Annotated in this window: 13 protein-coding genes and 1 tRNA gene; 10 read left to right on the top strand and 4 right to left on the bottom strand. The window is 56.8% G+C overall.

Annotated features, from left to right (window positions below):
- Positions 1-45 precede the first annotated feature (45 nt).
- From JFU11_RS03275 to JFU11_RS03260, 4 genes are all read left to right on the top strand, one after another.
- Positions 46-135: transfer RNA gene (locus JFU11_RS03275), tRNA-Ser, on the top strand.
- A 340-nt stretch (positions 136-475) separates the two neighbouring features.
- On the top strand, positions 476-667 hold the full coding sequence (locus JFU11_RS03270; RefSeq protein WP_008074435.1) for a DUF1508 domain-containing protein: 192 nt from the start codon (positions 476-478) through the stop codon (positions 665-667).
- Between the two features lie 150 nt (positions 668-817).
- Positions 818-1,744 carry a LysR substrate-binding domain-containing protein gene (locus JFU11_RS03265; RefSeq protein ID WP_123721940.1) on the top strand — a complete coding sequence of 309 codons (927 nt, stop codon included), beginning with the start codon at positions 818-820 and terminating at the stop codon, positions 1,742-1,744.
- A 57-nt stretch (positions 1,745-1,801) separates the two neighbouring features.
- Positions 1,802-2,167 carry a 5-carboxymethyl-2-hydroxymuconate Delta-isomerase gene (locus JFU11_RS03260; RefSeq protein ID WP_201059770.1) on the top strand — a complete coding sequence of 122 codons (366 nt, stop codon included), beginning with the start codon at positions 1,802-1,804 and terminating at the stop codon, positions 2,165-2,167.
- Positions 2,168-2,184: 17 nt separating this feature from the next.
- Here the strand turns inward: JFU11_RS03260 and JFU11_RS03255 are convergent, their stop codons facing one another.
- Both JFU11_RS03255 and JFU11_RS03250 read right to left on the bottom strand, forming a co-directional pair.
- Complete coding sequence (locus JFU11_RS03255) at positions 2,185-3,099, bottom strand: LysR family transcriptional regulator (protein WP_123721995.1); 915 nt, start codon at positions 3,097-3,099, stop codon at positions 2,185-2,187.
- Between the two features lie 309 nt (positions 3,100-3,408).
- Positions 3,409-4,344 (bottom strand): LysR family transcriptional regulator, encoded by a 936-nt coding sequence (locus JFU11_RS03250; RefSeq protein ID WP_123721938.1) that lies wholly within the window; start codon positions 4,342-4,344, stop codon positions 3,409-3,411.
- Positions 4,345-4,518: 174 nt separating this feature from the next.
- Between JFU11_RS03250 and JFU11_RS03245 the strand changes: the two genes are divergently transcribed.
- Genes JFU11_RS03245 through JFU11_RS03220 form a run of 6 tightly spaced genes read left to right on the top strand, consistent with a single transcriptional unit; the run spans position 4,519 to position 11,430 of the window.
- The gene (locus JFU11_RS03245; protein WP_007898678.1) at positions 4,519-5,136 is read left to right on the top strand and encodes a thermostable hemolysin; all 618 of its coding nucleotides are present in this window, start codon (positions 4,519-4,521) and stop codon (positions 5,134-5,136) included.
- Positions 5,133-6,701, top strand: coding sequence for an AMP-binding protein (locus tag JFU11_RS03240; protein WP_123721937.1), 1,569 nt, complete (start codon positions 5,133-5,135; stop codon positions 6,699-6,701). Before JFU11_RS03245 ends, JFU11_RS03240 begins: the two co-directional genes overlap by 4 nt.
- The gene (locus tag JFU11_RS03235; protein ID WP_201059768.1) at positions 6,676-7,557 is read left to right on the top strand and encodes a TauD/TfdA family dioxygenase; all 882 of its coding nucleotides are present in this window, start codon (positions 6,676-6,678) and stop codon (positions 7,555-7,557) included. Before JFU11_RS03240 ends, JFU11_RS03235 begins: the two co-directional genes overlap by 26 nt.
- A gap of 9 nt (positions 7,558-7,566) precedes the next feature.
- Positions 7,567-8,694: an aminotransferase class III-fold pyridoxal phosphate-dependent enzyme gene (locus JFU11_RS03230; RefSeq protein WP_123721935.1), complete on the top strand. Its 1,128-nt coding sequence runs from the start codon at positions 7,567-7,569 to the stop codon at positions 8,692-8,694.
- Entirely contained in the window at positions 8,672-10,012 is a 1,341-nt protein-coding gene (locus JFU11_RS03225) for an aminotransferase class III-fold pyridoxal phosphate-dependent enzyme (protein ID WP_201059766.1), read from the top strand. Before JFU11_RS03230 ends, JFU11_RS03225 begins: the two co-directional genes overlap by 23 nt.
- Before the next feature lie 2 nt (positions 10,013-10,014).
- Positions 10,015-11,430: an amidase gene (locus JFU11_RS03220; protein ID WP_201059764.1), complete on the top strand. Its 1,416-nt coding sequence runs from the start codon at positions 10,015-10,017 to the stop codon at positions 11,428-11,430.
- 6 nt (positions 11,431-11,436) lie between these two features.
- On the opposite strand, the gene JFU11_RS03215 is transcribed toward JFU11_RS03220, so the two are convergent.
- Positions 11,437-12,348, bottom strand: coding sequence for a DMT family transporter (locus tag JFU11_RS03215; protein WP_123721932.1), 912 nt, complete (start codon positions 12,346-12,348; stop codon positions 11,437-11,439).
- Between the two features lie 114 nt (positions 12,349-12,462).
- The gene (locus JFU11_RS03210) at positions 12,463-13,650 is read right to left on the bottom strand and encodes a cyanate transporter (RefSeq protein WP_201059762.1); all 1,188 of its coding nucleotides are present in this window, start codon (positions 13,648-13,650) and stop codon (positions 12,463-12,465) included.
- Between the last annotated feature and the right edge of the window lie 209 nt (positions 13,651-13,859).

The raw sequence follows: 13,859 nt of genomic DNA, 5'->3' as shown, positions 1-13,859 counted from the left end.
AGGGGGTTCGCTTCCGGCAAAAGTGTTGTTATGATGCGCGCCGTTGGAGAGATGCCAGAGTGGCCGAATGGGACGGATTCGAAATCCGTTGTACCTTCACCGGTACCTAGGGTTCGAATCCCTATCTCTCCGCCATTACATAGAAAAAGCCCCGTAGCTGAATAAGCTACGGGGCTTTTTCGTATGTGCAGCTTTTTCCGTTGGACCATTCCGCGTTCGCCCGACTTTTACCCCAAGTTTTGGTGTCGGATAAATCAGACCAACAACGTAAGAAAAATATGCATATTTACGGGAAAACTGACTCCGCCGAGTCTCTTTAATTACCGCCCCCCGTATCTATTGATCGTCCCGCGAATCAAGGGTTTTTCTTCGAAATATCCCCTCACATTGAAAGACATTGCCTCAAAAATTCCTCATCTACTCTGGTTTCGCAGGTCACTGATCTGTCGTAATCAGCAGTCGCAAGGAGCGATCAATGTATTTTGAGATTTACAGGCAAACCCGTGGTATCGCACAAACTGGCAAGGGCCAATGGCGCTGGCGTTTGCGGGCGGGGAATCATGAAACGATTGCCAGTGGGGAGGCTTACGTCAACAAGTCTGATTGCGTGCATGCCATCAGTTTGATCAAAGGGACTCATGATCAGACCCCGGTCAAGGAGATATAAGCTCCAGGGCGGTGAAGCTGCTCAGTCAGAGCAGCTTCGTTTTTCGGGCTCCCTGTTTTTATGGATCGGGTCATTTGCCAACCTGCATAGACGCCGATTACGACACCTCCCTAAACTGTCACCCAAGTCTTGGGGATCGGGGTGCAATGGATGAATCGCAACGAACTGCGCAAGGCCGACATCAATCTGATGGTGGTGTTCGAGACATTGATGCTCGAACGCAACGTCACACGGGTGGCGGAGAAGCTGTTCCTCGGTCAGCCGACTATCAGTGCGGCGCTGAACCGCTTGCGGACGATGTTCAATGATCCGCTGTTCATTCGGGTCGGCCATCGCATGGAGCCGACGGCGCGCGCCGAGGAAATTATTCTGCACCTGTCACCGGCGCTGGATTCGCTGTCAGTGGCCTTGAGCCTGACCCATGATTTTGATCCGCTCAGCAGCACCATGACGTTTCGCATCGGGCTGTCGGACGATGTCGAGTTCGGCCTGTTGCCGCCGCTGTTGCGTGCGTTGCGCCAGGAAGCACCGAAGGTGGTGTTCGTGGTTCAGCATGTCGACTATTGGCGCATTCCCGATCTGCTGGCGTCTGGTGATATCACCGTTGGTATCAGCCAGACCCGCGGCCTGCCGGCCAACGCCAAGCGCAAATTGCTGCGACACATTCAGCCCAGTATTTTGCGTGCAGACGCATCGGACACACCGCTGACCCTCGATGAATATTGCTCGCGGCCGCACGTGCTGGTGTCTCACACCGCCAATGTCAGTGGCTACGCCGATGAGTGGCTGGCGGAAATCGGCCGCACTCGTCATGTGGTGCTCTCGGTGCCGCAATACAGCTCGTTGCCGGCCTTGCTCGCCGGCACCGATCTGATCGCCAGCCTGCCGGATTACACGGCCGAAGCGATGGCCGCGTCCGGCCAACTGTTCAAGGAGCCGTTTCCGTTCAAGACGCCGACCCTGGACCTGTCCATGGTCTGGCTCAGTCATGTCGACAGCGATCCGGCTGAACGCTGGCTGCGCTCGCGTCTGGAGGCGTTCATGAGTGAGCGTGCGATTCTTCCGCCGTCCCAGTGATAAGGGCGGCGCTGTGTTATATGTACGAACTTTCTACCAACCTTCAGGAGCCCCGTTATGCCCCACCTGCACATGGAATACACCGCCAACTTGCCCGAACTGAATGCCGACGTGGCGTTGATGCGACTCAACAATGCGTTGATGGCTTCCGGTCAGTTTGCGGCCGAGTTCGATATCAAGAGCCGTGCAGTGAAGGTCGAGAGCTTCAAGGTTGGCACCGCATTGGGCGAGCGGGCTTTTGTGCATATCAAGCTGGCACTGTTGAGCGGGCGTTCGGCGGAGATCAAGAAGCAGTTGTCGCAAAGCCTGTTGGCAGTGTTGCAGGACTTGTGCGAATGGCCGGCCAACGTAGAAGTGCAGTTGTGTGCGGAAATTCTGGATATTGATCGCGAGTCCTACACCAAGACTGCCACCGGACTCTGACAGGCCAGGTCTTGGGTTCAGAGCAAACCCTGTTCTGCGCAGGCTTTGACCACTTGTTCGCGAAGCCAGGTATTGGCGCTGTCCTGATCGCTGGCTTCGCTCCATTGCATGTCGAGGGTAAATCCTGGCAAGCCCTTTGGTGCTTCGCAATGACTGAATACCGCGTCATTGGCCAGCAGCGTTTGAATGCGCCGCGGTAGCGTCAGGATGAGGTCGGTGCCGGTGATCATCTTTAGGGCTGCCCTGTAGCTGTTGGATCGCGCGATAAGCTGTCGTTTGTGATCGACCCTGTGGGTGTCGAAGGTCTTGTGTGGAGAGAGCACGTGACGATGTTCAATGAACGATCGCAAACTTGGGCGTAGTTGCGGCGGGGTTGCGCGTTTATCGAAGACGTAAACCAGCTCGTCTTCAACCAGCCTCCGGGATTTGAAGTCAGTGTGGCTGTGTTGAAAGTCGTGACCGAAGCAGATCACCAGATCGAGACTGCCATCGCGCAGTTCATCGGCGGGCAGGGCGGTATCGAGTTTTTGCACATTGACGATCACTGGCAGGTTGGCGAAGTCGAAGTTCCTCAACAGCCGCGGCAGTACCAGCAGTTCGAAGTATTCCGACGCGCCAATGTTGAAGGTGACGGCTTTTAGAGTCGGATCAAAGGCTTGAGCTCCGGAATGGCAGAAGTTGATGCCTTCCAGAATCTTCAGCACATGCTCGTGCATGGTGGTGGCTTTGTAGGTTGGACGCATTCCTGATCGGGTGTTGATGAACAAATCATCTTTGAAGCCGGTGCGCAGCTTTTTCAGCGAATAGCTGACGGTGGACTGGCTGACCCCGAGGGTTTCGGAGACGGCGGTGACGCTGCTTTGTTCATACACGGCGACGAACACCATGAGGTCCTGCATGTCGAGCTTTCTAAGTAAATTGCTGTTAAGCATCTGCCCCATCCCGATGAACTCCCTGTTCTGTTTTGAACGCGATCTATCCATAAAAGGATAACGGAACGATAGTGCCAGGAGAATGCCTTGTAGGAAGCTTCATTGTCAGATGTGGGACACAACGTGTAGGTAACACGACCTACACATTCAATCGCTGGTCTGAAGGGGGGCTTTCCGGGATTTTCTGGATCAGCGCGGACTGCTCGAAGGTGATCTGTATCGAGTGCCAGGCGCTGAATATCCCACCGGCCAAGCGCTGAAGTTACGCCCAGACACTTGGCTGCGGTCGGTCAGTAAAGTGAAGTCTTATTACAGCAATCCGTCTTGCGCGCACACGCTGACAATTTGTTCGCGAAACCAGTTATTGGCGCTGTCTTGACCTGGCTTCTCGTTCCACAACATGTCCAGTGTGAAGTTCGGTAAACCCGTCGGTGGTTTGCAATGGCTGAATCTGGCTTCATTACTGATCAGCATCTGGACGCGCCGAGGTAGAGTGAGAACAAAATCGGTTCCGGGGATCATGTTGAGTGCCGCAACGTAGCTATTAGCTCGTGCAACAATTTGGCGGGTGTAGTCCCATTTGCTGAGCCAGCCATCCACCATGTTGGTGTCTGAAGTCCATGGAGTCGGGAAGATATGCTGGCGTGCGACAAAGGTGTCGAGGCTGAACTCGCCCTCTGGAGGCGCAAAGTCTTTATCGACGACGCAGACCAGTTCATCTTCCAGCAGTACTTGTGATTTCAAGTTTTTAGCACTGCGATGAAAATTGGGGCCGAAACAAATTACCAGATCGAAACGACCATCCATAAGTTCATCGTTAGGGATGTCTCTGTGGAATTTCTGGATGTTTACAATGACCGGAAAACTACTGCCGATAAAGCGTTTCAATAAATTTGGAAGTATAAGAAGTTCAAAATATTCAGGTGCGCAAATATTGAAAGTGATCTCTTTTTGCGCTGGGTCGAATGAGTGTAGTCCGGAGTGGCATATGTTTATGGTTTTCAGGATTTTGAGAACATGGCTGTACATCGTGGCGGCTTTGTGTGTTGGCCACATGCCATTGCGGGTATTGATGAAGAGCTCGTCGTCGAAACTCGTGCGCAGCTTTTTCAAGCAGTAGCTCACCGTGGACTGGCTGACGCAAAGGGTTTCGGAGACCTCGGTGACGCTTCTTTGTTCATACACAGCCACGAAAACCATAAGGTCCTGCATATCCAGTTTTCTTAGCAGATTGCTATTAAGCATAAAGGTCCATCTCGGTGAAAATCCATGTGTGTCACGTTACGTCGTGTTTTGTGACAAGGTTATTTATTTATATATTAGTGGAAGCAATTGGTTTTTTAAATAGTCTGTGGGAAATTTCCTCAATATATTCTCGTTCCACTTACAGAGAACCCTGAGCAGGGATAGGAGGGCGAAGTGTTGGTACGCGTCACGGAAAGTCAAACGCCGTTATGGATGCAGGCGACTGAAGTTGTGAAAGAAAAGTTTCGCAGCTCTTATAAGGCATCCGTAGAACCGAGCCCGCAGTATTTTGCGGTCACCCAGGACAGTGAGGAACGGATTCTTTCTTGCGCCGGTATAACTTTTGCGGATGACCGCACACTTTTCTCGGAGCAATACCTGTCGCAACCGATAGAAACGATTCTGTCCCAGCGTTTTGAAAAGATGATTGATCGGTCAGTTATTGCTGAAATAGGCAGTTTGATTTCTCATCATCTGACGGCCGGAATGATCATGGTCAACATGGTTCCGTTGTTGGCCTGGTGCATGGGGGCTCAATATTTGCTCTGCACCGTTACGCCCCGGGTCCGGAAAATGATGGAAAGCTGCCAGATCGATTTCGAACCACTACTCACGGCCGACCCTCAGCGTCTGGCCGACGATGGTGGCAAGAACTGGGGTACCTATTACTCGAAATTACCCGTCACCGGTTTTATCCGCGTGGACCCGAAACGTTCGCGATTCGCCGCTATGACCCTCGGTACTTTGTTCACCCAGTTGCCGAACAATTTGCCGACGAGGGCGCAGTCATGAGCGGTCGTTTCATTGCGGACCTGCGGCTGGCATTACAGATCAATCGTCAGAAGGTCTGCGCTATCGATTGTGCTCCGACCGGCCTGGAACACGCCGCTGTCATGACCTATGGCGAGCTGGAGTCCCGGGCGCTGAATCTGGCGGCAGAACTGCAGCGGCGTTTCGACACGCCGGCTCATGGCGATCACGTTGTGCTGGGGATTGCGACGCGTAACAGCAGTGACTGGTTGATTGCCGATCTGGCGTGCCTGTTTGCCGGAATTACCGCATTGCCTTTACCGCTGGCGTTCAGTCAGTCCCAGGCCGAGCACCTTGCCGAGCGTTGTGACGGGTTTCTGGTGGATGCCGCAGGCGAGCGGACGCTGGCTGAGCGGTGGAGGCTGGATTTTCCCGACAGCCGCCTCAGACGTATCGACGAACCTGCCCTGGAGCAGCCGTTGTTGCGAGAACCGGACGGCGATAGCGCGTGGATCTGCAAAATCATTCACACCTCGGGGACTACCAGTCGCCCCAAGGGCGTGCGCCTGAGCACGGCGGCGGTGGGGGCGGTGTTGACTTCCCTGCGCCAGTGGATGCCGGTCGATACCCATCGCAGCTACCTGTCACTGGTGCCATTGAGCCTGCTGCTGGAACAAGTGACCGCCGCGTATTTACCGCTGCTGGCCGGTGGGATCGTGCATTTCCTGCCTGAAGGCGAGGCGTTGCTGGGGGAGCCGGGAACGTCACCGCAGCGTTTGATCGAGTGGATCCTGCGGGTCGAACCGACGGCCTTGACGGTACCACCGGTGATGCTCAATCGCTTTCACGAGCTATTGACCGAAGGCGGCGTCCAGGGTGAGCGCCTGTCTCGTTACCTGCATTCGGGGGTGCATATCACGTGCGGCGGCGCTGCCGTCAGCATCGATATCCTGCATGCCCTCGCCGAGGATGGTATTGCGGTGTTCCAGGGTTACGGGCTCTCCGAGAACGCCTCGGTCGTCAGTATGAATACCTTGCAGCACCAACGTCTGGGCAGTGTGGGCAGGCCGTTGCCGCATGTTCAAGTGCGCATCGGCGCCGACCAGACCATTGAGGTCAAGAGCAGTTCGTTGTTCAGCGGCTACTCGGGCAAAGACCCGAGCGCCTGTTCGATGTCCGACGATGGCTGGATGGACACCGGGGATCTGGGGGAGCTGGATGCTGATGGCTTTCTCTATGTTCGCGGTCGCAAGAAAAATGTGATCTGCCTGCCCAATGGCCGCAACGTCAGCCCGGAACAGGTCGAGCTGGAATACCGCGAATATCCTGGTGTGCGCGATGCCGCTGTGTTTTTCGATGAGGCCCATGGTCTGGTGGCGTTGTTGTGTGTTGAGTCGGCACCGGATCGCGATGAGCTGGCCAGCTGGTCAGCCCGGCGCTTTTCCGACATCGAGCGCCCGAGCCGCCTGTGGTTGCTGACCAAGGACGATCCATTGCTCGAGCAACTCTACACCGTCACCGGCCGTCCAAAACGCGCCGATATCGCTACTGTTTTCGCCAATCTGCAAGGGAATGCATCTGATGAACACACCTGCCTATCACTGTGAAAGCCCCGACGTATCCATTATTGAGCCGCGCCATTTCGCAAGCCTGGGCAAGGCCGAGCTGTACGACTTGCTGGGGCATTACGGTGTCGTCCTGTTACGTAACTGCATCCACAATGCCGAGGATTTCAGCGCCTATGTAAAGCAGAACAGCTCGCGGTTGAGCCTTGACCCGGCTCGCGTCATGGTCGGTGGAGCCGCGCAGTTGGTGGATGCGGGCCGCCAGGCGATCGGTCTGCATTGCGAAAATGGTAACTCACCGTTCTGGCCGGACATCACCTGGTTCTATTGCCAGGAAGCGCCGCGCACAGGCTCGCAAACCACCTTGTGCGACGGTGAGAAAGTACTGGCGAAGCTGTCATCCGCCTGCCGCACATTTTTCGAGGACAACCCGATTCGCTACAGCCGCACCGTTGCCGGCGACAAATGGCGTCGGCTGGTTTGCCACTATTCGCCAGCGCTCTCGGACCCGGCGGCGGTCAGGATCGAAGATCTGATGCAGATCATCGGCGACGATCCGCAGACACAGATCTCCTTCAATGCGTTTGATGATTCGATTCATTACGCCTTCAGTACCCCGGCGATTCTGGTCTCCGAATTCAGTCAGCGTCCGGCGTTTGCCAACAGTATTCTCGGGCCGTCCTTCAACTATGAAGTGCCAGTGATCGATACATCGTCCGGGCTGCCCATTCCCGGCGAATTCCTGCACGAAATTGCCGAGGTTTCCGCGCAATACACCTACCCGGTCGGCTGGCGTGACCATGACATGGTGATGATCGACAACCGTCGGGTAATGCATGGTCGTGAGGCCATCGTTGACGAGCGCCGCCGTATCTTCAACGCCCTGAGCTACCGCTGAGACCTATTCATGAAGACCAATAACAAGCAGATCATTTCAGGTCAGTACGAGACGTATATCGACGGTGACGGTCGCCAGATAATCGATCTGGCCGGCGGGTTTGGCTTTCAAGTGCCGGCGGTAATCGACGCGGTCAGCCTTCAGGCGCAAAGCATGGGGCTGTCCAATCGAGTGCTGATGTCCGACCCTCTGATCGCTTTGTGCCGGCGCTTGGCCGAGCTGCTACCGCAGCCGCTGGTCAGCTCTTATGTGTGCAGCTCCGGCGATGAAGCATTCGAAGGCGCCTTGAAACTGTGCAAAGGCCTCAAGCCCAAGGGCAACACCATTGTTGTTGTCCAGGGCGGCGATTATGGCTCGCTGAGTTACGGACGTTGCCTCAGCGCGCCGCAAAACTATCTGCAGATGCAGCGTTTCCTGGGCTTCGAGCTCGTGACGATCAGGTATGTCCGCGACCTGGATAAAGTGGACTGGAACGATTGCTTCGCGGTTTGCCACACCAGCACCGTGATTGATGGAGACGGTCGCTTACGCCTGATAGAGCAGGTGCTACTCGATCACTTGTATGTCGCGGCGGCCAATGCGTCGGTGCCGGTCATCGCGGTCGACGTGCAAAGTTGTCTGGGGAGCCTGGGCACGCTGTTTGGTTTTCAGCGTTATCGCAATACCCCGGACATTGTGGTGTTGGGCGGCCCACTGGGCGGCAGTGCGATTCCTATAGGCACCTATACCTGCAGCGAACAGATGGCCTATCAAGTCTATGGTCGCAGCAGCCCGGCGAAACATGGCAGCACCACGGCCGGCAACCCGATGGCCTGCGTGGCCGCCATGGCGGCACTGGATTACGTGCAGGCCCACGACTTGCCCAGGGAGTGCCTCAATAATGGCCAGATCCTGGCGCAAGCGCTCGCCTCATTCGGTGCTGTCGCCTGCGGTGCCTGGGTCAGCCTGCCGCTGCCAGCCGACCTCAAGCCCGCCGAATTGTGCGAGGAGCTTTATCAGCGTGGCATCTATGTCAGTGCACCCCGTGGCCGCGAGTTGATTCTGCGTTGCCCTATCACCGCACGAGCCGAACACATCCAGCGCGCATCCCGGATCCTCAAGGAGACTTTAAGCCATGTCCTTAACCCTATCGCATGAACAACTGCTGGATGATTGCCAGCAACATTGGAGTGCCTCGGCGGCCAAGCTCTATCGTCTGGGTAAAACCAGCGTCGAAAAGGACGCCGATGGCATCTATGTTACCGACCATGCGGGCAAGCGCTTTATCGATTGCGCATGCAGTTATGGGGTATTCATCGTCGGCCATCGTAATCCGATGGTACGGGAACAGGTGCAGACCCAGTTGAACCAGATGGCCTGGATTCCGGAGGGGCGGGTGCATCCGCTGCAAGGCGCATTGTCCGAGCGCCTTCGGAATCTGGTACCGGGGAATTGGGGGGATGTGCAGTTTATGGTCTCGGGTGCCGAAGCCATCGAACAGAGCATGCGGTATGTGCTCAAGGTGCAGCCGCACCGGCGTGGAATCGTGGTAATGAGTGATTCCTATCACGGCAAGACGCTGGCGGCGATGAGCATTCTTGGGCAGAAACAGCACCATCGCAGCTACGGCACCGCGGCCTCGGAAGTGACTTATGTGCCGTACGGTGACTTCGCCGCCTTGCAGAGAGCGGTAGGCGAGGGTGTGCGTGCGGTGTATGTCGAGCCGATTCTGGGGGGCGCCCACTTACAGGTTCCGCCCGTGGGTTACATGGCGAACATCCGCGCCCTGTGCGATGCCACCGAGACCTTGCTGGTGGCCGACGAAATCCAGACCGGTTTCGGCCGCTGTGGCAAGTGGTTCGCCGTGCAGTATGACGACATCGTGCCGGACATCATGATTCTCTCTAAAGGCCTGACGGGCGGTTACACCTCGTTTGCCTGCGCGATGTACAGCTGGCGACTGACCACGCAATACCCGCTGAGCGAGATCGAGCCTGACCAGCGAACCAATGGCGGGCATCCGGTGGCGTGCGCCTCGGCACTGGCCGCTATCGATTACATCGAGCAGCACAACCTGGTCGAGCAATCACGGATCAATGGCGGTTTGCTGCGCCATGGCCTGCAACGGCTGGCTCAGCGTTATCCGCAGATTGTCGAGGATGTGCCCGGTGTCGGCCTGATGACCGGCCTGCGCTTGCGCGGTTCGGTCTACGAAGCGCTGATGAGCATGGAGTTGGGCAAGCGTGGTGTGCATGCCGGGCATTCCATGAATGAAAAAGCCGCGCACCCGGTTCTGCGGTTTTACCCGCCGCTGAACATCACACCCGAAGCGCTTCGGCATGTCCTGACGATGACCGAGGAAGCCCTTGAGGCGATCGCTCGGCGTCCGAAGCTGGCGGTCAAGGCGTTTTCTCTGGTGGTCAGAAACATGTACCACATCCCCAACAAACTACTGCGCAGCAAAGGGAAGCGCTGAGTATGTTCAATCCCGATACTCTGACCCTGCGCGAAATGGCCGGTCTGCTGCGTCGCGGTGTGCTGACCAGCGTCAACTTGCTGGAGTTCTACCTGCAGCGTATTGCCGAACGCAATCCGCAGATCAATGCCCTGATTCAACTGGAGTCTGTCGACGAACTGCGTCGACAGGCCCGGGAGGCCGATGAGATGGCCCGCATCGGAAAGATTCGTGGCCCTTTACACGGCATCCCCATGACCATCAAGGACGTCTGCCATGTGCGCGGCTTTCGAATGTCGCGAGGCCTGAAGGAGTTGCTGGGCGAGGCCAGTCAGGAGGATGCCACGGTCGTTGCCCGACTTCGCCAGGCGGGAGCGATCATTCTTGGGATCACCAATGTTCCCGAGCTGTGCATGGCGTTTGAAACCGACAATCTGCTGTATGGCCGCACGCTCAATCCTTATGACAGGCAGCGCTCCGCTGGCGGTAGCAGTGGCGGTGAAGCGGCGGCCATCGCGGCCGGTTGCTCGCCGGCCGGGCTGGCCTCGGATGCTGGCGGCAGTGTGCGGATTCCGGCGCATTTCAACGGTATCTGCGGCATGAAACTGACCCAGGGGCGTGTGCCGTTGACCGGCCAGTTTCCCTGTGATCGCTCCGGGCTGTTTCATCTGACGTCGGCGTTTGGCGTGATGGGGCGTTATGTCGACGATCTGGCGTTACTCGGGCAACTGATCAGCGGCGCTGACGGTCACGATCCGGACACCGTCGATGTGCCGTTCGCTGACAGTAAGCCACTGGACCAAATGCGTGTCGCGCTGTCCTGGGAATCCACCAGAACCCGGGTGAGCCCGGCGGTGAAGCAGGTTCTGCAACGGGTCGAGAGTTGCCTGAGCAGTGTGGTGGCGCAGGTTACACCGACGGCTCCGCAGATGCTCGACGAGGCCTGCGATGTGCTCTGGCGGGTTTTCATCACGGGTGGGGATGCCGGGCGTGGCTGGAAGCGTTTGTTCCAGTCCATGGACAAACAGACCTATACGCCCGCCACCACAGGGTTGATTCGCTTGAGCGAAGAGGTCGAGTTGAGCGTGGATGAAATGAAGCGCGACTGGATTCTGATCGATACGTTTCGCTATCACTTGGCGAAGTTCTTCAATCAGCACGATCTGTTCATTTGTCCGGTGTTCCCGGACGTGGCATTCGCTCATGGCGAGTCTTTGCAGGATCGTGATCGCTATTCCTTTGTGTTTCCGTTCAGCCTCTCCGGTTCACCGGCGGTGGTCATTCGCGCCGGGCATGATCCGGCCAACGGGATGCCGATCGGCATCCAGATAGTCGGCCCGCACTGGCAGGAAGAGCGGCTGCTGGCCGTGGCCAATTTCCTTGAGCGCGAACTGGAGCGCTGGAGTCCGGTGGCCCCGTTGGACGCAGTCACTCTCTGAAGGATCTCAAGCCGTAACGGTTTTGGCGTTACGGCTGGTGATCACCAATGCCAGCATGCCGATACCCACCAGCACGGCACCGGTGACTTCTATCAGCACCGGTTGCTGTCTGAGCCAGAACCAGTGAAACAATGTGACAAACAAGGTGTTCAGGTAGACGTAGGAAACCACCGTTGACGGTGAAATCACCCCGATTGCCCGATGCAGCAGCCAGAATGTCCCGAGGGTGCCAAACAGTGCCAGGTATACAAGCCAGAACATATCGCTCGATGACAACTGCGCACCGCTGCGCCAACCGCCGTTAAACAGACAGAACACAAACAGAAACAGCGAGCCGAAAAGCATGTTCCAGAAGGTCATCGCCACCGGGTCACGCCCCTTCAAGGTCTTGACCTTGAATCGCTGGCTCAGAGGCGAATAAAGCGCCATCGCCAGGCAGCCGACGCCGAAGAGCAGTACCGGGTACAGTGCAGGCAGTTCGCCTGGAGCCGCCCCTTTGAGAGTCAGCAGCAGGGCACCGATCGCTGCAATCGACATCGGCAACAAGCGGCTCTTCAGGCTTGGGTTCGGCAGCAGTAATACCTCAAAAAATAACGTCATCAGTGGCACCAGCGTGTACAGCGTCGCGGTATTGACCGCGGTGGTATAGCGCAGCGCTTCAAACAGCGAACCAAAATACGTTGCCAGCAGCAGCCCAAGAACTGCATGCGCCAGCAAGCCTCTGGCCGAGATCGGTGACGTGTTTTTCAATAACAGCAGTGGCAAGAACATCAAGGCTGAAAACAACAAACGCAGCCCGGTCAACAGTATTGGATCTATAGATTGGCTGACCTCTGCCGCCGCAAAGAAAGACGATGCGATCAGCATCGCCCAGATCAGCATGCCCCAGTGAGCTTCTGCAAAACCGACTTGTTTCATGAGTTCCTTTCCCAGCGTTTGAGCGGTAAACCGGACATGTAGGAGCCAGGCTTGCCGGCGAAGGCGTCCTTAAGAGCGCCTTCGCCGGCAAGCCTGGCTCCTACGAAAAACAGACTATTGGATATGCTGCGCGTATTGCCTTGGGTTGAAGCGCAGCACCATTACAATCATCACCGCCATCACTGCTGTGAGTGACCACCAGGCCCATTCGAAGCTACCCAATTGGTCGCGAATCATCCCGGCAATCAGCGGCGAGAGGCCCGCGATCAGGTAACCGACGCCTTGCACAAAGGCCGTCAGGCCGCCGGCACGACGCGGGTTATCCAGATGATCAAGGGACACGATCAGGCTCATCGGGAACAGACCGCCAATGCCCAGGCCCAACAGGCACGGCCATAGCAGGCTAAAGCGTTCCGGGCTGAGGATCAGGCCGCAGAAGCCGGCCATGATCAAGGCCAGCAGAACGACCAATACCAGACGCTTGTCCTGGCTGCGGTTGGCAATCGCGGGTGTTATCAGCCCGGAGACAACTTCCATGGCCGTGAGAAACCCCAGCAATAAGCCGGCATTCTGTTCACTCCAGCCTTTCTCCACGTAATACGGGGCTAGCCAGGCCAGTACACAGGTGTAGGAGGCCGTGCCCAAACCGAAGAAAATCGCCAGCAACCAGGCCCGTGAGTTACCGACGAAGGACTCCTGGCGCCCCATCGGCGCCGCCGGCAATGGCGCGATTGCCGAGCGCTGGGCAAGCCAGAAGACCAGGGCAACCAGCGTCAGTAGCGCCCAGATTGCCAGGCCCATCCGCCAACTACCGGTTTGCGCCAGGACGAAAGGCGAGAACGATGCTGCAATCGCCGCTCCGCCCATGATCGAGGTGACATACAAACCCATGAACAGCGAAACGTTGTCGCTGAAGCGTGACTTGATCAGCGCCGGCATCACCGCCTGAATGAGGGCGATCCCCAGTCCGGCCAATACCGCGCTCAGGATCAACTCAAGGGTGCTGTCCAGGTACAGCCGCGAGACCGTGGCCACACCGATGATCAACAAGGACAGGATGATGGTGCGGTGTTCACCAACCCATTGCGCGATGCGCATTCCCAGGAACATCGCCAGTCCCATCGCCATGACGGGCAGCATGGTCAGCAGCGAGGCGGTACTGAAACTTAATGGGACATCCCCCCGAATGGCCGACAACAACGGCCCGACAGCGGCCATCGAAGGTCTCAGGTTCAGTGCCACCAATACCACGCTGACCATCAGCCATCCGGCATAGGAGCTTGTAGTACGAACGTTTTCCATAACGGAACCCCAAATATGCAGGTTGTGATTAGGCCGCTCCAAGCCTGCAGGGGCAAACTGAAAAGTCGCTGGCACTATCGAGAAATTAGGTTGGTTACCGGGAGGAATGTTTAGCCAATCTGCAACCAAGGTTCATCAAGTCTGGATTTAACGGCTTATCTGCCCGTGTGACGCTGCTTTGCATCTGTTTACTGCGGTCTTTTCCATGG

The sequence above is a fragment of the Pseudomonas sp. TH37 genome, assembly GCF_016650735.1.
In the GTDB taxonomy this organism is placed as follows: Bacteria; Pseudomonadota; Gammaproteobacteria; order Pseudomonadales; family Pseudomonadaceae; genus Aquipseudomonas; species Aquipseudomonas farris.
This window is presented reverse-complemented; position numbering and strand designations above follow the sequence as displayed.